Source organism: Massilioclostridium coli (assembly GCF_900095865.1).
GTDB classification, from domain to species: domain Bacteria; phylum Bacillota; class Clostridia; order Oscillospirales; family Ruminococcaceae; genus Massilioclostridium; species Massilioclostridium facile.
This window is the reverse complement of the sequence record NZ_FMIZ01000006.1, coordinates 406,701-429,452: the sequence shown is the minus strand read 5'-3', so window position 1 is coordinate 429,452 and position 22,752 is coordinate 406,701. Positions and strand designations below refer to the sequence as shown.

General features: G+C 40.9%; 17 protein-coding genes. 5 read left to right on the top strand and 12 right to left on the bottom strand.

Features of this window, described 5'->3' with window-relative positions; genetic code table 11:
• Positions 1–599: 599 nt before the first annotated feature.
• The 12 genes from BQ2683_RS04240 to BQ2683_RS04185 form a co-directional block, all read right to left on the bottom strand.
• Positions 600–2,756: a YhgE/Pip domain-containing protein gene (locus tag BQ2683_RS04240; RefSeq protein ID WP_069987511.1), complete on the bottom strand. Its 2,157-nt coding sequence runs from the start codon at positions 2,754–2,756 to the stop codon at positions 600–602.
• Positions 2,753–3,211 (bottom strand): hypothetical protein, encoded by a 459-nt coding sequence (locus tag BQ2683_RS04235; protein WP_069987510.1) that lies wholly within the window; start codon positions 3,209–3,211, stop codon positions 2,753–2,755. The genes BQ2683_RS04240 and BQ2683_RS04235 overlap by 4 nt, the downstream gene beginning before the upstream one ends.
• 439 nt (positions 3,212–3,650) lie before the next feature.
• Complete coding sequence (locus BQ2683_RS04230) at positions 3,651–4,478, bottom strand: histidinol-phosphatase (RefSeq protein WP_069987509.1); 828 nt, start codon at positions 4,476–4,478, stop codon at positions 3,651–3,653.
• A complete protein-coding gene (hisIE, locus tag BQ2683_RS04225) occupies positions 4,478–5,125 on the bottom strand; it encodes a bifunctional phosphoribosyl-AMP cyclohydrolase/phosphoribosyl-ATP diphosphatase HisIE (RefSeq protein WP_069987508.1) in 648 nt (215 codons plus the stop codon). The genes BQ2683_RS04230 and hisIE overlap by 1 nt, the downstream gene beginning before the upstream one ends.
• 12 nt (positions 5,126–5,137) lie before the next feature.
• The gene (gene hisF, locus BQ2683_RS04220; protein ID WP_069987507.1) at positions 5,138–5,899 is read right to left on the bottom strand and encodes an imidazole glycerol phosphate synthase subunit HisF; all 762 of its coding nucleotides are present in this window, start codon (positions 5,897–5,899) and stop codon (positions 5,138–5,140) included.
• A 19-nt stretch (positions 5,900–5,918) separates the two neighbouring features.
• Positions 5,919–6,632: a 1-(5-phosphoribosyl)-5-[(5-phosphoribosylamino)methylideneamino]imidazole-4-carboxamide isomerase gene (hisA, locus tag BQ2683_RS04215; RefSeq protein WP_069987506.1), complete on the bottom strand. Its 714-nt coding sequence runs from the start codon at positions 6,630–6,632 to the stop codon at positions 5,919–5,921.
• A 13-nt stretch (positions 6,633–6,645) separates the two neighbouring features.
• Positions 6,646–7,254 (bottom strand): imidazole glycerol phosphate synthase subunit HisH, encoded by a 609-nt coding sequence (hisH, locus tag BQ2683_RS04210; protein WP_069987505.1) that lies wholly within the window; start codon positions 7,252–7,254, stop codon positions 6,646–6,648.
• Between the two features lie 19 nt (positions 7,255–7,273).
• The gene (gene hisB, locus BQ2683_RS04205; RefSeq protein WP_069987504.1) at positions 7,274–7,864 is read right to left on the bottom strand and encodes an imidazoleglycerol-phosphate dehydratase HisB; all 591 of its coding nucleotides are present in this window, start codon (positions 7,862–7,864) and stop codon (positions 7,274–7,276) included.
• The gene (hisC, locus tag BQ2683_RS04200; RefSeq protein WP_069987503.1) at positions 7,861–8,931 is read right to left on the bottom strand and encodes a histidinol-phosphate transaminase; all 1,071 of its coding nucleotides are present in this window, start codon (positions 8,929–8,931) and stop codon (positions 7,861–7,863) included. The genes hisB and hisC overlap by 4 nt, the downstream gene beginning before the upstream one ends.
• An 18-nt stretch (positions 8,932–8,949) precedes the next feature.
• On the bottom strand, positions 8,950–10,227 hold the full coding sequence (hisD, locus tag BQ2683_RS04195; RefSeq protein WP_069987502.1) for a histidinol dehydrogenase: 1,278 nt from the start codon (positions 10,225–10,227) through the stop codon (positions 8,950–8,952).
• A complete protein-coding gene (hisG, locus tag BQ2683_RS04190; protein WP_069987501.1) occupies positions 10,224–10,847 on the bottom strand; it encodes an ATP phosphoribosyltransferase in 624 nt (207 codons plus the stop codon). Before hisG ends, hisD begins: the two co-directional genes overlap by 4 nt.
• Positions 10,840–11,967: an ATP phosphoribosyltransferase regulatory subunit gene (locus BQ2683_RS04185; RefSeq protein WP_069987500.1), complete on the bottom strand. Its 1,128-nt coding sequence runs from the start codon at positions 11,965–11,967 to the stop codon at positions 10,840–10,842. Before BQ2683_RS04185 ends, hisG begins: the two co-directional genes overlap by 8 nt.
• Before the next feature lie 286 nt (positions 11,968–12,253).
• Between BQ2683_RS04185 and BQ2683_RS04180 the strand changes: the two genes are divergently transcribed.
• The 5 genes from BQ2683_RS04180 (at position 12,254) to BQ2683_RS04160 (ending at position 22,339) form a co-directional block, all read left to right on the top strand.
• Positions 12,254–13,960, top strand: a complete 1,707-nt coding sequence (locus BQ2683_RS04180; protein WP_069987499.1) for an ABC transporter ATP-binding protein — start codon at positions 12,254–12,256, stop codon at positions 13,958–13,960.
• A gap of 11 nt (positions 13,961–13,971) precedes the next feature.
• Complete coding sequence (locus BQ2683_RS04175; protein WP_069987498.1) at positions 13,972–15,702, top strand: ABC transporter ATP-binding protein; 1,731 nt, start codon at positions 13,972–13,974, stop codon at positions 15,700–15,702.
• Between the two features lie 14 nt (positions 15,703–15,716).
• On the top strand, positions 15,717–16,505 hold the full coding sequence (locus BQ2683_RS04170; RefSeq protein WP_069987497.1) for a molybdopterin-binding protein: 789 nt from the start codon (positions 15,717–15,719) through the stop codon (positions 16,503–16,505).
• 11 nt (positions 16,506–16,516) lie between these two features.
• Positions 16,517–17,068, top strand: coding sequence for a TIGR01440 family protein (locus BQ2683_RS04165; RefSeq protein WP_069987496.1), 552 nt, complete (start codon positions 16,517–16,519; stop codon positions 17,066–17,068).
• Between the two features lie 441 nt (positions 17,069–17,509).
• Entirely contained in the window at positions 17,510–22,339 is a 4,830-nt protein-coding gene (locus BQ2683_RS04160) for a metallophosphoesterase (RefSeq protein WP_069987495.1), read from the top strand.
• The last annotated feature ends 413 nt before the right edge of the window (positions 22,340–22,752 follow it).

The window sequence follows — 22,752 nt, the reverse complement described above, 5'->3', positions numbered from 1 at the left end:
AGAAGGATGATTTGACCGTTTACAGGCTGTGGGACAAGCAATATAAGTAAAATAAATTTGGTGCATCTTGCGATGTTGCCTTATAGGGACAACTTATAACACTGGCTTAATCAGTAGTTGTAGCTGAAAAAACCTAAAAATATTGATAATATCCAATAAGGAACAAGAATTGCCATGATTCCAACGAGAAATTTTGGAACTTTTGAGAGAACCCCAGAATGAGTTGTGACAAACAAAGTGCAGATAGTAGTTTTTGCCGGTTAAAGTTCAAACAATTTAATCTCTGCAATTTAGTTTGGAGCGAAAAAAGTCCATTTTTTAACTGGCAAAGATAATATTTGTTTTGGGCGTTGATAAACGTATAATGAAAAGAAATACAGTATACTCAAAGGCAAATTGAAATAAAATACTTACTATTCTAGTAGTCTTTCATTATATCTTAAAAAAACAAGCTAGTAGACACTCAAAGAGGAAGTGTCTACCAGCTTTAATTATTTTTATGATGGTTAAAGTTTTATGAATCTATTTGAAAGAAATATAATGAAACTATAACTGGAAACATCGGGAAACCTGATTTAAACCATAGGACTAGTTTTTTGTTACATTAAATGGGTGTCCTCTAGCCGCTCGTCAAAGAACCGGTTAAACTTAATCAATGGTCTTCGCAGGACTAATCCCAGCAGTAGGGCAAATGGTAGGAATGCGAGAACCTGTAAAAGATAAATCAGGTATTGGTTGCCATAAAATCCTGCAATGGTTTCCCGCATAGCATTGATTGCATAGGTAAATGGCAGGAATGGATAGACGTTTTGGAAAAATTTTGGTGTTACTTCGATTGGAAAGGTACCACTGGAGCCAGCAATTTGAATGACCAGGATGATGACACTGAGTGCTTTTCCGATATCCCCAAACGAAACGGTCAAGGTATAAATAATATTGGTAAATACTAGGCTGGAAATCCAACCGGAAATCATAAACAGCATTGGGTGCAAGCATTGGATTTTTAAGAAGTATAAATCCCCTAAACAAATAATGGTTGCCTGCACTAAGCCTAATAGCATAAATAAAAGATAACGTCCTATATAGGCTTGATATGGTTTGATATTCCCCAACCGTTTATCTTCATCCACCGTTACTTTCATTATCGCTACTAGGACAATTCCACCTACCCAGATAGCCAATGTAGAATAGAATGGAGCCATAGCGGAACCATAATTTTCGATAGGATACAACTGGTTGGTTTCCAACTGTACAGGAGAGGCCATAAATCCGCCTAACATAGAAGGGTCCTGTTGTAATAATTCTAACAATTTTTCAATTTGTTCGTTATCGGATGTATTTTCTAAAGTAGTACGTAAGTTATGGATTTTTTCTTGGGTTGTTTTAATAATAGCAGAAGTGTTTTGCAATGCGCTATTTCCGGATGTAATTGCCTGGTTTACTCCGTCCAGTATACCATCTATATTTTGTATGCTGGAACCTGCCGTACCTAATAGAGAAGAAAGGCTTTGTAATGCACTATAGGTAGAACTCATAGTAGAATCTAGGGTTGGACGTACAGTAGTAGTGTATTCATTTTGTACGGATTGTAAATCTGATTTACCAGAAGCAATCCATTGTTTTAAATTGGTTTGCGCGTTTGCCAAGGCAGTTTGAAGGTCTTCCCCACTGGTAATAATTGTATTGATGTTATCCACAATCGATTGCAAGGATTGGTTTGTGTTATTTATTTTATTTACTAGTGGTTGAATTGCATCTGAAAGGATTGGCAACTTTTGCTGAATTTGAGTGAGTACACTGAGTACTTTTGAATTGATCTCCATAATAGAACTAGCCTGTTTTTGAATATGTTCTAACTCCGCTTTTGCCTGGGTTGTGTCCAGATTTGGCAGGCTATCAATACTTTGATCCACAGAATCCAGCATTTGGTTTACAGCTGTAAAAATATTGCCAATGGTCTCACTGGTCCCCTGGGAATTTTGTTGTGCCGCTGAAATTAAGGATTGGATATCGTTAGTTGCAGCCTGACCATCGGATGCCATAGAGGAAACATCTGGCAAGGTCAGTTTTGCAGAATCCACAATGCCTTGTACAGCAGTAGTAGTATCGGACAAGGCAGTAACTGTGTTGTCATACAAGGTTAAATCATTGTCCACTGTTTGGAGGATTGTTAAAAAATGGTCCATAACAGTTTGGCCATCCTCATCAATTACAGCAGAGGTAGTATTTAATACATTTCCGATTACTTCGGCAGCTGTTTGAATAAATGTCTGGTTGATTTGTTGCTGAACCGTACTGGCTCCGGCGTTTGTAATTTTAGGGGCAATGGCGTTTTTCTTTTCATTAATATAATATTCCAGTTTTGGAGTGGTGATATCGGTAGTTAAAAAGCTTACCATATCCTCACTAAAGTGAGAGGGGATAACAATAGCAGCATAATAATCCCCCTTTTTAACCCCTTCAATCGCTTGTTCAGAATCTACGAATTTCCAACCGATATCATCGTTGGATTTTAATTGTTCAATGATTTGGGAGCCAAGGTTGACCGAGATCGTTTCTACTGTACTGCCTGTGTCCTCACTTGCCACCGCAACCGAAATACCGTTGGTGCTGCCATATGGGTCCCAGTTGGCGGCAATATTAAACCAGGCGTATAAAGCAGGAATTACACAGACGCCAACTACTACAATCAATGCGATTACGTTATGGCGCAGGCGTTTTAAATCCCGTAGAAAAATATGTAGAATTGTTTTCATATCGAATCTCCTTCTTTCTTTGGCAGATGTAAACGTTTACGGTAACGGTAATCCATATATTCAAGGACAATTAAGTAACATGCGATGCCAATAATAGAAAGGATCCATAAACAGAGGGAAATTAACTTTGCCTCTACCGTAAACATTAAAATAAAGAATACTAGAGGGATTAAAATAATTGCGAGAAATCCACCTTTTACCCTGCGGGGATATTTTTTTTGGAACTGTTGGTATTGCTCCAGCTCTTTTTGATGCTGTGCTTCCCGTTTTAAACAGGAGTATAGCCCAAACATGACAAACAATTCCTGATAAATTTCCTTTTCTTCCATGCCTTCCTGCTGGCACATATCATGGGCTTGTTGTAACTGTTTTTCCAGTTCCTGTTGGGCAATTGCTGAGTACTGATCGTCGGGCAATAGTTTCATTGCTTCCTGAATCTCTTTTTGGAATTGCACCAGTATCATCTCCTTCTTAGCGGGTTTTATTTTAACACTTTTTTGAGATTGATTCAATAGTTCTACAAATAATAGTCATTATTTTAGAGATGCTTATAGCAAGGTTTACAAATACATTTATAAAAATTCATAAATTCATAAAATATCTATATTTTTGTTGAAGATAAATCTTTTTCTGTTTTTTAGCATACAGATCTTCCTTTTTCAAAAGAGCTTATTTCAGCAAAAAATCCAAGGTATACTGAAATTTCATTTATTCATATAGCCCACCATCTATAAACAAATAAGTATTATTATACCAATTAAAACATACAAATACATCATTTACTTATTTTATATTGCTCAATATTTACAATGAAAACTTTGCCCTCCTTAGTAGAGCAAAAATTTTATTTTACGGAACAGGGTAAAAATAAAAACCGCTCAAAAAAGAGCGGTTCTATTCTATGTTTGTTGGTGTCCATTTTCCTTGAACTAATTGATAAATGGTAGAAAATCCAGAGGATTTTAAAAGTTCTGCCATTTCTGTAAACATAAAATCCAAAGAATCCGGGTTGTGGGCATCGCTGGTGATGATGACTTTTGCGTTTTTTTCTGCCAAACGTTTTAGCAAAAAAGGGGCGGGGTAGGGTTTATCGCAATATCCCCGGTACATCCCACCAGTATTTACTTCAAACAGGCAGCCTGCTTCGATTGCCCTGTCTAGTCCCTGCAAAGCGATGTTTTGATATTCGGGAGAATCCTCATCAAAATAACGGTTCCCCCTGTTTAACTTGGTAATAATGTCAAAATGCCCAATGATATCCGGCTTCATCCAGTGGGGGAGTTCCCCCATTTGCTCATAAAAAGAACGGAGCATTGCCTTTACATCTCCATGGAATCCCTGATTGAGGCAGGCTTCCATCATTTCATGAGTATCCTCGAAGGTATATGGAATCCCAGTTTCAGGGCTACGCAAATAGTGCATAGAACCAATGATATAGTCAAACTGGGAGCGGTCCACCGTATCTGAATAAGCATCCCATTCTAATCCCAAAGAGATGGAAATTTGGGATTGATAAGCTTGCTTTAACCGGTTGATCTCCTGGCAGTATGCCTGGGTACCTTCCTCACTCATGGTCCAGCCGCTGTCAAATGACAGGTAGGAATGGCCGGAAAAGCCTAATGAGGTAAACCCTTTTTGAATCGCACCCAGAACCATTTCTTCCGCTGTGTTTTTGCCATCACAAAAATTGGTGTGGGTGTGAGCATTGGAGCAAAATTTCATTATTGCATCCTTTCTTGTTTTACCTTATGGTCAATCACATGACGTTTTGCCAGTTCATCCTTGATTTCGTTTAGGGAAATTCCCATTTCCACCATTAATACCATTACGTGGTAGGTTAAGTCAGCAATCTCAAAAATGGTTTCCTTTTTGTCCGCACCTTTTCCAGCAATGACTACTTCGGTGCATTCTTCCCCGACTTTCTTCAGGATTTTGTCAATTCCCTTTTCAAACAGATAGGTGGTATAAGAGCCTTCTTTTTTATCTGTTTTTCTTCCCTTAATCAATTCATAGAGGGAGTCCAGGGAGAATTCTTTAATTTCCGGGCTGATATACAGATAATTTTCGAAACAGGAATCCGTCCCTAAATGGCAGGCAGGACCGTCCTTTACTACTTCCACGACCAAAGCATCATTGTCACAGTCGGACTTGATGGTGACAATATGCTGGTAGTTTCCGGAGGTTTCCCCTTTCCGCCATAACTCTTGGCGGCTTCTGCTCCAAAAGCAGGTTTTGCCTTCTTCCATGCTGATTTTTAAACTTTCCTGGTTCATATAAGCAACGGTTAATACCGCTTTGGTGTAATAATCCTGTACAACAGCGGGGATTAGACCGTTGGCGTCAAACTTTAAGTCCTCAATTTTTGTCATAATGATTCTCCTTTATACCATACGCACTTCAACCCCGTTTTCACGGAGGTGCTGTTTTAAATCTTGAATCGCAATTTCTTTAAAATGGAAGATAGAAGCTGCCAAACCAGCGTCTACTTTGGGGATGGAGTGAAATAGTTTCGAGAAATCTTCCATTTTTCCAGCTCCGCCGGAAGCAATGATTGGGATGGAAACTCGGTCAGCCGCAGCTTGCAGCATTTCTAGGTCAAAGCCATCCTTTACTCCGTCGGTGTCAATGCTGTTGACAACCAATTCCCCAGCGCCGTTTTGTTCCCCCATCTGCGCCCATTCCAAAGCGTCAATACCGGTATCTTCCCGTCCTCCTTTGGCAAACAGGCGGAACTTTCCATCTACCCGTTTTACATCCATGGATAAGACTACACATTGGTCGCCGTATTTTTTTGCCGCCTGTGCGATCAGACTAGGGTTTTTGATCGCACCTGAATTGACGCTTACCTTATCCGCGCCGCATTTTAACACGCGGTCAAAATCCTCAATGGTATTGATGCCTCCCCCCACTGTCAGAGGGATAAAGATTTGGCTGGCAACCTGGGTGAGGATATCGGTAAATAATGAGCGTTCCTCCACCGAAGCGGTAATGTCGTAGAATACCAGCTCGTCAGCTCCGCTTTCATTGTAGAACTTTGCCAGTTCTACGGGAGAAGAAACATCCTGTATTCCTTCAAAATTAATCCCCTTTACGACGCGCCCATTGCGGACGTCCAAACAGGGGATGATTCGCTTGGTAATCATGTTATGCCCTCCTTTTCCGTTATTTTGCCAGCTGGATGACACGGTCCAACTGGAGGGTATCGGTATAAATCGCCTTGCCTACAATGGCGGCGTATAAATTCATTTTTTTTAATTGAACAATTTCTTTTTCATAGGAAATGCCGCCGGAAGCCACAATATCCAATCCTTTTATCTGGCTTAGTTCCTGGTAGATTTCCAGGTTTGTCCCAGAAAGCTGCCCATCTTTGGAGATGTCGGTGTAAATTACGGTTTTTACCCCAATATCAGCAAGCTTCTGACAAAAGTCAACCGATTTGGTATCAGTGATTTCTTTCCATCCGTTGATGGCAACATAGCCGTCCCGCGCATCTACTCCAACGGCAATTTTCTCTTTGTATTTTTCCACCATCTGTTGCAGAAAAGGAAAATTAGTAATGGCGACAGTGCCCAAGATAACCCGGTTGACCCCCAATGAAAGGTATTGCTGAATCCTTTGTTCGTCACGGATTCCACCGCCAACCTCTACAAATAATCCGCCTTGTTCCACAATCGAACGGATGGTATCAAAATTGACCAGTTTGCCATCCTTCGCACCATCCAAATCCACTACGTGTAGGTTGGTAGCCCCTTTTTGTTTGAATTGTTGGGCGATCTCCGCAGGATTGGAAGAATAAACATCCATCCTGTTGTAATCCCCTTGGGTAAGCCGTACCACCTGGCTGTTTCTCAAATCTATTGCAGGAAAAATTTCCATGGTAACCTCCGTTTTACAGTTCGGCGAATGCCCGTAATATTTTTAACCCAACCTCGCCGCTTTTTTCTGGATGGAACTGGGTTCCGTACACGCTGCCTTTGTTGACTGCCCCAGTGATGGTGATATCATATTCCGAGGTAGCAATGGTATCCTCCTGGCAGTTTTTGGCGTAAAAAGAGTGGACGTAATATACGTAATCCCCCTCTTTGTTATATTGGAACAGAGGATTTTCTTTTGGAAAATGCAGGCTGTTCCAACCAATATGGGGCACTTTCAAAGGCTGTGTTAAATCGTCTTGAATAGGGCAGACTTCCCCATGGATCAATCCCAACCCTTTGTGCTCCCCGTATTCGTAACTTTTATCAAATAAGAGCTGCATTCCCAGGCAGATACCAAGCAGTGGTTTCCCGTTGGAGGTTTGCTGCTTGATGGTATCAATCAGATTGGTCTGCTCCAATTTTTGATAGGCGTCCGCAAAAGCACCCACACCGGGGAGGATAATATGGTCTGCTTGTTCTATCTGCTGAGGGTCACGAGTAATCGTGTTCTCCAGCCCTAAATAGGAAAGGGAACTGCTTAAAGAAAATAGGTTTCCCACACCATAGTCGATGATTGCAATCATGGAAGTGGCTCCTTTCTATTTATTTTAGTAATCCTTTTGTAGAAGGGATTTCATCCGCATATTGTTGGTCAATTGCCACAGCCTGTTTTAAGGTACGGCCAAACGCTTTAAACATCGCTTCAATTATATGGTGGGAATTGCTTCCCGCCAGTTGCTTGAAATGCAGGGTTGCTCCAGCAGCACGGATAAATCCCAGCATAAATTCTTCTACCAGTTCCGTATCAAAATCCCCAACTTTTGCTGTTGGGATGGAAACATCGTAATTCAAATAGCTGCGTCCGCTGAAATCCAAGGCACACAACATAAGGGTTTCATCCATTGGAAGAAGAAAGCTGCCATACCGGTTGATTCCCCGCATATCACCCAGTGCTTTGGAAAAGGCCTGCCCTAAGGCAATGCCAATATCCTCTGTGGTGTGGTGGTAATCTATCCAAGTATCTCCTTTGCAGGTGAGCTGTAAATCGAACCGTCCATGCCGTGTGAATAAATCCAGCATATGATCTAAAAAGCCGCAGCCAGATTGATTCTGGTATTGTCCCGTTCCATCCAGATTTAGTTGGATGGTAATTTGGGTTTCGTTTGTATTCCGTTCTATGGTTACTTTTCTCATTGTGTTTCCTCCTCCATCAGCCTTTTGGTTACCTGAAGGAACTGCTCCATTTGTGCCGGTGTGCCAATGGTAATACGTACAAAATCTTGAATCCGTTCCTGGTCAAAATGCCGTACCAGGATGCCGTTCTGTTTCAGTTTGCTGTAATAGTCCTCACCGCTGATTTTCGGGCAGCGGGCAAACAGAAAATTGGTTTTGGAATCCAGGACAGTAAAACCTAATTGTTCTAAAGCGCATTTTGTCTTGTTACGTGTTTGGATTACTTCGTTAGTACAGTATTCCCAGTATAGACGATCCTGCATAGCAGCAGAACCTGCCAATATACTCAGGCGGTTGACATTATAAGGATTGTAAGAAAATTTTATTTTGTTTAAATCCTGGATAATCTCAGGGGAGGAGATGGCGAACCCAAGGCGGGCACCGGCCAGGCTCCTGGACTTGGAGAATGTCTGGATTACCATTAAATTGGAATACTGTTTTAACAATGGGATGCAGGTTGTCCCGCCAAAATCCACATATGCCTCGTCAATCATCACCAGATGGTCTGGATTGGTTTTCAAGATCTGTTCGATTTCCTCTAATGATAAGGACAAGCCGGTTGGGGCATTGGGATTGGCGATTACGATGTTTTTCCCACAATCGCAGTAGTCCTGATAATCCACGGTAAAATCCTGTTTTAAAGGGATGGGGTTTTGCTGCAATCCGAATAGCTGGCAGAATACCTGATAAAAGCCATAGGTAATATCGGGATAACAAATTTGCTGTTGCTGGTCGCAGAACGCCATAAAGCTAAATGCCAGCACCTCGTCCGAACCATTTCCTACAAATACCTGGTCGGTGGATACCTGGTAAAAATCAGCGATTTGCTGAATCAGTTGTTTTACTTCTGGATCAGAATACAGCCTTAATTTCTCCACCTCTTTCTGGTTAACTACCTGCAATACACGGGGAGAAGGAGGATAGGGGGACTCATTGGTGTTCAGTTTAATATATTCAGTATCTTGGGGTTGTTCCCCAGGGACATATGGTTTTATTTGAGAAAAACGCTGGCTTAAAAACCGGCTCATAACAATCACTCCAATCAGCTAGGATTCAAACCGGATGGATACAGATTTTGCATGGCCTGTAAGACCTTCCCTGGTGGCAAAATCCACAACTCGTTCCTGTACTTGGGAAAGGGCGTCTTTGGTGTAATAGATAAAAGAGGATTTTTTTACAAAATCATCTACTGACAATGGAGAGGAAAACCTGGCTGTACCACTGGTGGGGAGGGTGTGGTTTGGCCCTGCGAAATAGTCTCCCAACGCTTCTGGAACATTTTTCCCTAAGAAGATGGAGCCAGCATTTTGGATGGAATTTAGTACAGCAAATGGATCATCCACACAGATTTCCAGATGTTCTGGTGCAATACGGTTGCTGATTTCCACTGCTTGCTGGATAGAATCGGCCACAATAATTTTCCCGTTTTGGTCAATGGAAGTCCGTGCGATTTCACTGCGTAGCAGTTGCGGAATCTGTACTTCCAACTCCTGTTGTACCTTTTCCGCCAAAACTTTGCTGTCTGTAATCAGCACAGCGGTTGCCAGTTTATCGTGTTCCGCCTGAGAGAGCAAATCCGCCGCTACATAGGACGGGTTGCAGCTTCCGTCTGCGATTACTAGAATTTCACTTGGACCAGCAATCATGTCAATATCCACAATACCATATACTCGGCGTTTTGCAGTAGCTACAAAAATGTTGCCAGGTCCTACAATTTTATCCACTTTTGGCACGGTTTCAGTGCCGTATGCCAATGCAGCCACCGCCTGTGCTCCACCGGATTTGATAATGCGGGTAACACCGGCTACTTTTGCGGCGGCTAAAATCGCTTGTGGTAAACTGCCGTCTGGGTTGGGAGGAGTGGTCATGACAATCTCTTTCACCCCTGCGATTTTAGCGGGGACAGCATTCATCAATACGGAAGAAGGATAGCTTGCTGTTCCCCCTGGGACATACAAGCCAACCTTTTCGATTGGAGTTACCTTTTGTCCCAATACAATACCTTCTTTGTCGTTGATCACAAAGTTTTTACGCACCTGCTGGCGGTGGAACGCCTCAATATTGTCCCGCGCCATCTTCAGTGTTTGGATAAATTCAGGGTCAATGCTATTGTAGGCGTCATCGATTTCTTCCTGGGATGCTTCCAAGGAATCTAAATCAGCATGGTCAAATTTTTTGCAGTAATCCAATAGTGCCTGATCGCCATTGGCACGGACATCATTAATGATGTCCGCTACAATGTCTTCCACTTCGTCGTTATTTTGGATTTCCCGGTTTAAAATATCGGATTCTTTCATTTCATTGGAATAAAACAGTTTTATCATTGGTTCAATTCCTCCGTCAGTTTGGATAACATTTGCTCAATTGTGTCGTTTTTAAATTTAAAACTGGACTTGTTTGCGATAAAACGGGCACTGATAGGAACAATGTCGTTATATACCTTCAAATTGTTTTCCTTTAATGTGGTACCGGTTTCCACAATGTCCACGATTACATCGGACAGCCCTAAAATCGGAGCCAGTTCAATAGAACCATTTAGTTTGATGATTTCAATTTCTCGGTTCAGGGAAGCATAATACTGTTTGGCGATGTTAACAAATTTTGTTGCCACCCGCAGCGTCCTGTCGGTGTCTTCAATATAGTCTGTTTTCGCTGCAACAGCTACCCGGCATTTTCCCAGGTTCAAGTCCAATAATTCGTAGATATCCGGTTCGCTTTCCAGCAGGATATCCTTACCTACAACCCCTACATCGGCGGCGCCATGTTCGACATAAATGGCAACATCGCTGGGTTTTACCAGGAAATAGCGGACACCATTTTCCGGGTTTTCAAAAATAAGTTTCCGATTATCCTCATAGATGGATTTACAGTCGTATCCAATTTTGGAGAACAGTTCGTAAACTTTATCCCCCAAACGTCCTTTTGGCAATGCGATATTAAGCACGGCTATCCACCTCCTCCAAAATATCTCCATTTATTTTCATCAGTTTTTTATAACGCAGGTCAGCAGGAATCTGCTTTCCAGCCCGAACCCGTTCCCCAGAGGAAACCAGCTTGTTGATCTGCTGAGAGAGTATATTGCAATCGGCATCATTTTGGTACAAAACAAAGGTATCCACATCGTAATCCATAGCAACGGGGTAATACCTACTTAATTCATCTAGATAAAGCGCAAATCCGATGGCACCTGCATCACGGTTGAATTTTTTTAGCAGGTTATCATACCTGCCGCCAGAAAGCACTGCGCTTGGGGATTTTTGTACATATCCTTGGAAGATAATCCCGTTGTAGTAATCGATATCTTGGATGATGGAAAAGTCCAGCCGGATATGTTGAGCAAGTTGGTTTTGGGAAATGATTTGATAAATGGCTTTAAGCTCATTTACCGCATCCTGCATGTTGTCATTGATGACCAATTCCTGTGCCGCTTGTAGGGTGGATTCAAATTCCCCGTCCAAAGCAGCAATTTTTTCCAGCTTATCCCGGTAAAAATCAGAAATATGTTCCTGTTCCACGATTCGTTTCAGGTCGTGCAGATTTTTGGAGCGGAGGCAACCCAACAGTTGCATTTTTACACTGTGTTCGACCGAGAGACTATCAAATAGCCCGGAAACAAACCCCATATGGGAAATATCTAAAATACAGTTGGGATCAATCGCTGTTAAGCTATCCATTGCCAGTTGGATTACTTCCAACGTGGCATACAGGTCAACATCTCCTATGTATTCCAATCCCATCTGGTTAATCTCTTTATATTCATGATTTTGGCGGGACAAACGGTAAACGTTTTCGATATAATAAAGTTTTTCTGTCTGTTCACGGTTGGCGTTGGTGTTTTTAATAATGGACAGTGTCACATCAGGTTTTAATGCCAGCAACTTTCCATCTAGGTCATTAAAAGTAATGATCTGCTCACTTTTTAAAAAATTTTTGTTTTCTAGGTAAAGCTCATATGCTTCAAATTTGCTTACTTTATATTTTTTATAGCCAAACTGCTCATACAGTTTGCGTAAACTCAAAGACACCTGTTCGTCTTTTTTCAAGGTATCCAGTGTGAATTCCATTTTATACCACCTTCCAATATGTTTTTCCGTTACTTAACAATTACTATCATACAACGCTTTAGCGCTTTAGTCAAATAAATCAATAAAGTATTTACAAAATATTCATAAATTTTCAGTATAATAAAAACCGTCTTTCCTGGCATAATTTTCTGCCAAGTAACAAACGATAAAATAAAGATGAAATTCAATTTGTTTAATCATTTATATAAATATTATACCACGCAACTGTTTGATAGGACAGTGTCACAAGGGAGAAATATCATCGGAAAATTGGAGTGATTTCGTTTTGTTTCAACTAAAAAAATTTTTGCGCCCCTATTTAAAACAGACAATTATCGGGTCTGTTGCAAAACTGGTAGAAGCAATATTGGAACTATTGCTACCTTTGCTGATGGCGAGGATTATTGATGTGGGGATACACAATATGGATATTCCTTATATTTGGAAAACTGGGATACTGATGCTGGGTGTTATTATTGTAGGGCTTGGCTCGGCAACGTTATGCCAATATTTTGCGTCTGTTACCTGCCAGAACGTTGGTAATGATATCCGCCGGGAATTGATCCAGAAAATATCCCAACTTTCTTATCAGGAGCTGGACCAATTTGGAAACGCCACTTTGATTAATCGATTAACCAACGATGTCAATCAAGTTGTAATGGCAGTTGCCTATTTGATCCGTTTGGTGAGTAGGGCGCCTTTTTTGTGTATTGGTGCACTGGTGATGTCGATTTATATTGACCCACAGCTTTCATTGGTGTTTGTGGTGCTGATTCCTATCTTTGTATTGGTGTTGGTAGTTATCATGAAAAAGACGGTTCCACTTTATCAAAACGCCCAACGCAAATTGGACCGGTTAGGGCAGGTTCTGCGGGAAAATTTAAGCGGTGTAAGGGTAATCCGGGCTTTTGCCCGCCATGAAAAAGAACGGGAACGGATGGACGAAGCAACCGAACAGTTGGCTAGGGCGAATATCCATGTTACCAATCTTTCCGCTTTGATGAACCCGATTACCTCAGTGGTAATGAATGCTGGCATTATTGTGCTGCTTTATTTTGGGGGTATCAGCGTAAATGCGGGTAATTTAACCCAGGGAAGTATTGTGGCTTTGATCAACTATGTCACCCAAATTTTGATGGCACTGATTATCGTGGCAAACTTGGTAGTGTTGTTTACCAAAGCATCTGCTTCTGCCAACCGAATCAATGAAGTATTGACTTGTGATGTTTCGGTAAAAGACCAACAGGCGGAACGGGAACTAGATCCAACCGCTCCTTTCGTAGAGTTTGACCATGTTTCCTTTGGGTATAACCAAAAAGAAGTGTTGGAGGACATCTCATTTACCTTGCCAGTAGGAAATATCCTTGGGGTTGTGGGAACCACAGGAAGCGGGAAATCCACCTTGATTAATTTGATTCCACGGTTTTACGATGTAAACCAAGGGGAAGTAAGGTTTGGAGGCAAACCAGTGAAGCAGTTAGCACAGGATTATCTGCGCTCCAAAATCACAATTGTTCCCCAAAAGACAGTGCTATTCTCCGGTAGCATTGCGGACAATATTCGTTGGGGAAAAGAGGATGCAACAGAACAGGAGATCATAGAGGCGCTGAAGGCTGCGCAAGCATATGATTTTGTAAAGACATTGAATAAGGGAATCCATTCCCAAATTCATGAGGGTGGTAAGAATTTTTCCGGTGGACAACAGCAGCGGCTGTCCATTGCCCGAGCATTAGTTCGGAAGCCAGATTTGTTAATTTTAGACGACAGTTTGAGTGCGTTGGATTATCAGACAGATCTGAAGCTGCGCCGCTCTTTAAAGGAATATCTGAAAAATGGGACAATTATCATCGTTTCCCAGCGGATCAGTTCCGTCACTCTGGCAGACCATATTCTGGTGCTGGATGACGGAAAATTGGTTGGACACGGGAAGCATGAGGAATTGTTACAAACCTGTGAAACCTATCAAGAAATTTATCAATCCCAAAGCAAGTGAGGAGGGACAAGATGAAAAATTTTCGCCGTTTGCTTGGATACGCCAAAAAATACCGGTTTCAAATCCTGCTTGCGTTGGTTTGTGCCTTGGTTAGCAGCTTGGGCGTAGTGGCTGCTACCTATCTGAATGGGGTTGCCATTGATCACATCCACGGTCCAGGTGCAGTGGATTTTCCAGGTCTGATTCAAATTCTGATTGGATTGGGGGTCATCTATGTGATTTCCTCCTTGTTCCAGTGGTTTATTTCCCGCTATGCCAATAAAGTGTCCTACCTTGTGGTGCGGGATATGCGACGGGATACCTTCCACAATTTAAATTTGCAGCCACTTTCTTATTACGACAACCATCCCCATGGGGATATTATCAGCCGTTTTACCAATGATTTAGATAGTGTCAGCGACGCTATGGCGGTGTCCATCACCAACGCGTTTTCTGGAATTGTTACCCTGATTTCCGCAGTAGCGTTTATGTTTTATCTGAACGTGACAATTACTGTTACCATTTTGGTGTTGACGCCGATTTGCCTGATTGTGGCATATTTTATTACAAAGTTTAGCCAGAAAACCTTTACCAGACAGCAGCAGTCGGTTGGGGAATTATCTTCGTTTGCCGCTGAGATTGTAGGTAATCAGAAAATTGTCAAAGCATTTGGTAGGGAAGGACTGGAGTGCGAAGAATTTGACAATATTTCCGATCGTCTACGGAAAACAGCTACTCATGCTATGTTTGCTTCCGCAATGGTAAACCCAAGTACCCGATTTGTGAATAATATCTGTTATATTGCTGTAGGTATTGCAGGGGGGATAATCGCTGTTACGCAGGGGGTTTCTGTTGGAATTATCTCCAGTTTTTTGATTTATTCCGCCCAATTCGCCAAACCTTTTAACGAGATTTCCGGCATTACCGCTCAACTACAAACGGCTTTCGCTTCGTTGGAACGCATTTTTGCGGTGATTGATGCTCCACCGCAAACATCAGATATCCCAGATGCCATGGAGTTACATGACTGCAAGGGTCATGTTTGTTTTGACCATGTTTCTTTTTCTTATCGTTCAGACCAGAAATTAATTCAGGATTTTTGTTTTGAGGCAAAGCCGGGTCAGACAATCGCCATTGTTGGACCAACAGGTTGTGGAAAGACCACACTAGTTAATCTGTTAATGCGGTTCTATGAAGTGACGGATGGGGCGATTTTGATTGATGGAATTGATACCCGCCGAATTACTCGGGACAGCCTTCGCCAAAGTTTTGGCATGGTGTTACAGGATACCTGGCTGATGGGTGGAAGCATCCGGGAAAACTTGACTTATGGAAAACCGGATGCTACCCAAGAAGAAATAGAACAGGCGGCAAAGGCCGCTCATGCCCATGGATTTATCACCCGATTAAAAGATGGATATGATACGGTAGTTTCCCAAGAAGGGGGGCAGCTCTCACAAGGGCAGCGGCAGCTGCTCACCATTGCTAGGGCAATGTTGGCAGACCCAGAAATGCTGATTCTGGATGAGGCTACCAGTTCAATTGACACTTTAACGGAAATACGGATTCAGAAAGCCTTTTTAAAATTGATGGAGGGGCGGACCAGTTTTGTTATCGCCCATAGGTTATCCACGATTGTGAATGCAGACCAAATTCTTGTGATGAATCAGGGGAATATTGTGGAACAGGGAACCCATACCCAATTATTAGAGAAAAAAGGCTTTTATTATGAATTATATAATAGCCAGTATGCAAATTCATAAAGGAGGATATTGCGATGGTGGCAGAAATTTTATGTGTAGGAACAGAGCTTTTGCTGGGAAATATTTGTAATACGAATGCCCAGTATTTAGCTAAAAAATTGGCGCATCTAGGGATTGATGTCTATTACCAAACGGTGGTGGGGGATAACCGGCAGCGTTTACGTTCGGCTTTAGAGATTGCTTTTACCAGGGCTGACCTGGTGGTGATGTGCGGAGGGTTAGGGCCTACCAAAGATGATTTGACCAAAGAGGTTGCCGCAGAGTATTTCGGAAAAACTTTGGTAAAAGATCAAAAGGCTTACCATTGGATTGAGGAAAAGATTGGGCAGCTGCACATTGCAATGACGGATAGCATCGCCAAACAGGCTTATTTGCCAACTGGCTGTATTCCGTTGTATAATGATGTTGGGACCGCACCGGGCTGTATTATCGAACGAAATCGCAAGACAATTGTACTGCTTCCTGGACCTCCAAGTGAAATGCAGCCGATGTTTGAACTGTGTTGCCATCAATATTTAAATTCCCGTAGTAATCGGGTATTTGTTTCGGTCAATTTGAAATTAAAGAGTATGCAGGAAGCTCCACCAGAAATAGTAGGGGAAGCACCAGTGGCAGACTCCATTTCTGCTCTGTTGGATTTAACCAATCCTACTGTTGCTACATACGCAAAGGATGATGGTACTCTAATCCGCATTACCGCTTCTGCGGATAATAGAGAGCAGGGGATGCGTCTGATTATCCCCATTGAACAGGAGTTAACCAGAAGATATTCCGGATACATCAAACAAAGGTATGAAGAATAGGAGGGATTTTTATGTTAGAAGAAATTAAAAACCAGGCCCGTCAGGCGGTAGAAGAACTGCTGGAGATTGCAAAATTAAAACCACAGGAAATTTTGGTGGTTGGATGTTCTTCCAGCGAAATTGGAGGGCATAAAATTGGTTCTGATTCCAGTGTGGAACTGGCAAAAGCGGTATTTGAGGGGATTTATCCAGTGCTGCAAGTGCATGGTGTCTATTTAGCGGCACAATGCTGTGAACATTTAAACCGGTGTATTATTTTAGAGCAGGCGGCAGCTGAAAAATATGGGTATGAGCCGGTCAATGTGGTTCCCCAGCCAAAAGCAGGGGGAAGCTTTGCCACAACAGCATACCAGAATTTCCAGAACCCAGTTGCAGTAGAAACCATAAAAGCTCATGGTGGAATGGATATTGGGGATACTTTGATTGGGATGCATTTAAAACAGGTAGCGGTACCCGTACGCCTATCCCTTTCTTCGATTGGAGAAGCCCACCTGGTTTGCGCAAGGACACGCCCTAAATTTATTGGCGGAGAACGTGCCCATTATGATACTGCAAAAATCTAATTGGAATGGTATGAACGATATAAACATTTTTGTAGAGTAGATAACATTAAAGTGGATTGGATAAACTGGTTTCGTTTTTCGGACGGAATCAGTTTATTTTTTGTATATTGATTCGTTAATATAGGTGCATTTTTGAACTATAGGGAAACTTTTAGGCAATCAATTGGTTGGCTTTTGGAAAAATAATGAATCAATTGTTCCTTACCGTGCAGCTGAAACCACACATTTATTTAACATAAATTTTTCTTATATTTCTTTTTGTTTACTTTTATCTTTTATATTGTAAAACAGATTTTATTTTATCGCTATTTTTCCGAAATGATAATTTATACATTTAACTTGAATATGATTTGTTTATGATAGTAACAGAAATTTATATATGGTAGTGTATCAATTGGAGTAAATCAATGCTCCTACTATCATTTAGGAAGGAAAATGTAAATGAAAAAGCGATTTGGAAAAAGGCTTTTAGCGGCTTGCTTATCCGTTGCGGTAGCGTCTACCATGATTGCAGGGTCAGCACTTCCAGCATTTGCGGTACAAGATACTGCAAATAATTTGGATCAACCAGCGCAAAAAGGCTTGTGGATGACTGAAATTTATCAAAATGATGTATCTTATCGAAGCGATGTTTATGGAAATACTAGTGACCAGATGGAATTTGTTGAAATTACAAATACTTCTGACCAGACAATCAATTTTAACCAAGACTATGGTTTTTGGTACGAATATCCTTCTGAAGACAACTATGTGATGAAACAGTTGGCAGTTACCACTGTTGATGGTAGCAGTGACGTTAACATTGCCCCAGGACAGACTGTTATTTTTTGGAGCCAAAGAAAAGACCTAGGGGAAGGCGGTTATGCTTCTGAAGAGGAATTCCGTAAAGATATGAATGTACCGGATGATGTTCCAGTATTCATAGTAAGCGGACAAAACGGATTTGCAGAAAATGATCGTGGTTTTGCGATTAAAAAATCTACTGGGGAGACGGTTTCTTACTACCATTATAACAAAACAACGGATGAGGTAACATCCGATGGACTTTCTGTCCAATTGAGCATTCCAGACTTTGGCTCTACAATGAATGTATATGAAAGCAAAAAGCCAACCACTGCCGGTGTTGTATATACCGCTCAATTAAATGGACAACGTGAAATCCATATTCCAGAAAATCGGAAACCAGAAGGTTTATATTTAACAGAGATTAGAGCAAACGATAGTAATCGAGATGCGGTTTATGGGTCTGGATCCAATGATTTAATGGAATGTTTTGAGTTAACAAATACAACCAGCCAGGATATTGATTTAAACAAAGAATACCAAATTGATTATCGGATTAAAACGGATAATGTAAAAACATTGGAAATTACTACTATGGATAAAAGTAAGGAAGGCTGTATTATCCCAGCAGGAAGTACAGCAGTTATCTGGTGTTACCGTGCAGACTCTTTAGCAGGTTCCTATACAACCTATCCAACTGAAGAGGAATTCCGTGCGGCCTACAGTATTCCAGAAAATGTTCCAGTCTTTATTTTTGAAAATCAAAATGGATTAAATAATACACTCCGTGGTTTTGAAGTTTATAAAATGGCGGAAAACCAAGACAGGGAATTAGTTTCCTATTACTTCTGGGATGGAACTAATGATATGAAGGACAACAAAAGCGTTGACCTGAAGATTAATCCAGACGGACCAAAAATGGATGTTTATAAAGCGCAATCCACAACAAATATGGGTGCTATCAATGACGCCCAGGTAACCTATGCTGAAGATGATGGTTCCTCTCCAAATCTATCTTTGGCAGTTGATCCAGTAACCAGTGTAAACCAAGGGGATTTTATTCGAATCCCATATAACTACAGTGGGAGCGATGTGATGCCGGTAAAATCCATTGAATTGTACTATAAGACACCTGATATGGATTCTTATGTATGTGATAAGACAACATCATTTGCTATCTATAACAAATGGTATGCGTTTATTCCATCCGATGTAGTATTAAACGCGGATTATGTAGATTACTATGTAAAAGCATATAATACCTACCGCTATACCATGACAGATGTCCAAAGAGTTACCGTCAATAAACTGGATAATGTAACAGGATTACGTGTAAACTTTGGTGGAGATGGAAGTTTATCCGGAACACAATCTCTTTCTATCAAAGACTTTGACAATACAACTTCTTCCATTACCGCCACAGTAGATGGTGCTCCAGTGGAATTAACCCCATCTTTTGAAAATGGCGCATTTTTCACCTTTACCCACCGTGGTGTAGATAGCTATTTTAAAAATGCCTTGACCTGTGGGGATAAGATTATCAAAAATTTCTCCAAATGCAGTGAAATTCCGTCGGACTCTTCTATGGCAATTATGGTAGACCAATCCTATTTTACATACAATGAAGATGGTTCCGTTTCGATTGAACTGGCAATCCGTGCTGGTACCTATGGTTCCACCTGGGAATCTGATACTGATGCGAATAATGATGACTTTTATATCAGTAATATGGCACTTTCCTTGACAGATGGTACGGTAATCCAGCCAACTTCTGTAGTTGGAGTAAACGGCAATGATCTCAGCACAATGGGCGAAATTAAAATGGGGGATTCCGCTGATTGCGAAATCGCTGCGATTATGGATTTTGAAATCCCAGCGGGCAAAGTAGATGCCGTATCTGGTATGATTGATACCACAGCGCTTTCCGATGGTGGTCACCAGTTGGTTGTCAACAGCAGTTCTGGCAATTCCAAAACCATTGATTTTACAGTAGATAACAGTACCCCACAACAACCAGAAGAAACTCCAGTAGCAACCGATTTGGATTTCAGTATTGAATCCTCTACTTATCCAGCAGTAGCCACAGTAGGAAGTGTGGAAGGTGCAGCCAATACCACAATTTATCAAGCAAAAGCTTTAAATGACCTTAGTATTTATACAGGTGTTGGAGATAGTACCGCAGAGGCTGAAGCTGCCAATGGATTGGGTTCAGTAACTTCGGATAATGGTCAATACCCATATCAGATTTTTGAAATCACAACAGATGGCACACAACAAGAACAAATCAGAATAGATCTCTCTGCTCAAGCGGATTATGATCAACCAATCCAGTTATACGCTTTAAATACTACAGACAGTACCTGGGATATTCTTGAAACAACTGAACAGAATGGTAAAATTACCGCAGTATTCCCATTGGAAGATTATCGAGAAAACGGAAAAGTTACTGTTTTGGCGCAAGCAAGAGGAGAAGAATACACCCCTTATACAGAACCTCAAGCTACCCAGGATACCGTAAAAAATGATTACAACTGGGATGGTACAGGAATTCCAGAGCAGTATGATTTCTCAATTGCTTGGATTTCCGATACGCAATATTATTCGGAACAATATATGGAGAACTTCTCTAAAATGACCAATTGGATTGTAGATAATAAAGATGGTCTTGGTATCCAATACGTTGTCCATACGGGGGATATTGTTGACGAATTTAATGAAGAATACCAATATGTCAATGCTTCTAATGAGTTAAGTAAATTTGAACAGGCTGGTTTGCCTTATGGTTTATTAGGCGGAAACCATGATACTGGTCACGGAAATGAACGTTATGAACTATATGATAAATATTTTGGTGCAGAACGTTATGAAGGAAACAGCTGGTATGGTGGAACTTACGATGATAATAAAGGGCACTATGACCTGGTGAACGTAGATGGAGAAGAATTGCTGTTCATATATATGAGTTGGGATATCTACACTCCAGAGGTGGATTGGATTAACAGTGTATTGGAACAATATCCTGATAAAAAAGCGATTATCTGTACCCATCCAGGAATTAATGCAAATGCAGAACCGGATTATTTCAGTGATTTATTGTTAGAACAGGTTTGCAAAACACATACTAATGTCATTGCTATGTTAAATGGACATTACCATGGTGCTTCTATGAATAACGTAGGATTTGATGATAACGGCGATGGAGTCGAAGACCGCGTTGTTTATCGTATCTGTACTGACTATCAAAGCGCTCCAGGTGGCGGTGAAGGATACATTAAAATGATGTACTTTGACCTGGCAAATGGAAAAATTTATTTAAATTCTTACTCTCCAGTATTAGATGACTATAACTATTATGATACTCCTAAACTAGATAATTATGGAAGCGGAGTAGTTGCTAGTGATATTGATATTGCAGAATTGCCAGTCAACTTTGATCGCACTACACCAAAAACTTTAACAGTGGATAGCTTGAACGCTAATTTACTTACAAACAATATTTTAGGACAAGGAACAGAAGGTCAAACACAAATTGAACTTTCTACCGCAAAAGGGCAAACAGACATTGCTTATGCAGTGGCAAAAGATGCAGAGGGAAACATACTTGGTTATTCTAATGCACTTCAATATACAGTTGGAACGGTTCAATCCACGAATAAGGATATTTTAAAGAAAGTAGTAGCATATGCAGACAACGTAAAAGCGAGTGATGAGTTTGACAATGTAATTGCAGATGTACAGAAATCTTTCCTTGAGGCATTCGATCAGGCAAAAACAATTTTAGAGGACCCAACCGCTTCTCAGGAACAAGTGGATGCTGCGTGGAAAACATTGTTAAATGAGATTCACAAACTTGGATTTGTAAAAGGAGATATTACTTCCTTACAAATGTTGGTCGATATTGCAAAAGGCTACGATTTATCCCAGTATATTGAGGCTGGACAGGCAGAATTTGATACTGCTCTTACTGCGGCGGAAGAATTACTGGCAAATGCGGACAATGCAATGCAGCAGCAGATTACAGAGGCAGCAGATAATCTGTTAAACGCAATGATGAACCTGAGGTTTAAAGCAGATAAATCTGTACTGGAACAGGTGGTAGCAGAAGCAAACGGAAAAGATGCGACAGCGTATACAGCAGAAAGCTACAATGCGTTAACAGCAGCCGTACAAACTGCAACAACAGTATTGGAAAATGATAATGCAACCCAAGATGAAGTTGATACGGCGGTAAATGTAGTACAACAGGCAATTGACAACTTGGTTCCGGTTACAACAGAAGATACTACTTCAAAACAACCTTCCCAGGATGAAACGAAAGAAGTAGTTTCTACCGGACAGGAAAGCCAAGAGACGAAATCTGCAAATACAACAACAAAAACAGTGCGGACTGGAGATACAGGAAGAAATATACTCTATCTCATGATTTCCGGTTTATCTGCAGCAACCGTTGGTGTTCTAGTAGGACATAAAAAACGTATGTCTAAATAATAGAAAATAATTAAAATAAAAAGGTCTAACAATATTGTTAGACCTTTTTTATGGTGTCTTTCGATGTAGAAAATTTTCTGGTTTTACCAAGGAAAGAAAAAGAATAGTGCAACCAATCCTAAGAGAGAGCTATACGTGGACAGAAAAGGGAAAGACTGTACTGAAAAAAGAGCAAAATAGTACTATTTTTGACCTGTTTATGGTTGGTAATGCAATAATATCATTCAGCACTTCTTATAGACGCTTTGTAAGCCGCTGATTGAACCAGTGGATTTGACTAGATTGTGATAAACTATTTTTTGTTTTTTCCCTTTGAAGAAATTTTTTTGATCATATTGAAAAAGAGGAAACGATACACTTTTTACAGTGATGTAAATAATAAATCGTATTTGAAGTAGATTTGTTTGTAATGA

Bases quoted from the DNA above. Each gene is read 5' to 3' on its own strand.
- BQ2683_RS04240 (WP_069987511.1), bottom strand. From the start codon at position 2,756: ATGAAAACAATTCTACATATTTTTCTACGGGATTTAAAACGCCTGCGC.
- BQ2683_RS04230 (WP_069987509.1), bottom strand. From the start codon at position 4,478: ATGAAATTTTGCTCCAATGCTCACACCCACACCAATTTTTGTGATGGC.
- hisIE (WP_069987508.1), bottom strand. From the start codon at position 5,125: ATGACAAAAATTGAGGACTTAAAGTTTGACGCCAACGGTCTAATCCCC.
- hisF (WP_069987507.1), bottom strand. From the start codon at position 5,899: ATGATTACCAAGCGAATCATCCCCTGTTTGGACGTCCGCAATGGGCGC.
- hisA (WP_069987506.1), bottom strand. From the start codon at position 6,632: ATGGAAATTTTTCCTGCAATAGATTTGAGAAACAGCCAGGTGGTACGG.
- hisH (WP_069987505.1), bottom strand. From the start codon at position 7,254: ATGATTGCAATCATCGACTATGGTGTGGGAAACCTATTTTCTTTAAGC.
- hisB (WP_069987504.1), bottom strand. From the start codon at position 7,864: ATGAGAAAAGTAACCATAGAACGGAATACAAACGAAACCCAAATTACC.
- hisC (WP_069987503.1), bottom strand. From the start codon at position 8,931: ATGAGCCGGTTTTTAAGCCAGCGTTTTTCTCAAATAAAACCATATGTC.
- hisD (WP_069987502.1), bottom strand. From the start codon at position 10,227: ATGATAAAACTGTTTTATTCCAATGAAATGAAAGAATCCGATATTTTA.
- BQ2683_RS04185 (WP_069987500.1), bottom strand. From the start codon at position 11,967: ATGGAATTCACACTGGATACCTTGAAAAAAGACGAACAGGTGTCTTTG.
- BQ2683_RS04175 (WP_069987498.1), top strand. From the start codon at position 13,972: ATGAAAAATTTTCGCCGTTTGCTTGGATACGCCAAAAAATACCGGTTT.
- BQ2683_RS04170 (WP_069987497.1), top strand. From the start codon at position 15,717: ATGGTGGCAGAAATTTTATGTGTAGGAACAGAGCTTTTGCTGGGAAAT.
- BQ2683_RS04165 (WP_069987496.1), top strand. From the start codon at position 16,517: ATGTTAGAAGAAATTAAAAACCAGGCCCGTCAGGCGGTAGAAGAACTG.
- BQ2683_RS04160 (WP_069987495.1), top strand. From the start codon at position 17,510: ATGAAAAAGCGATTTGGAAAAAGGCTTTTAGCGGCTTGCTTATCCGTT.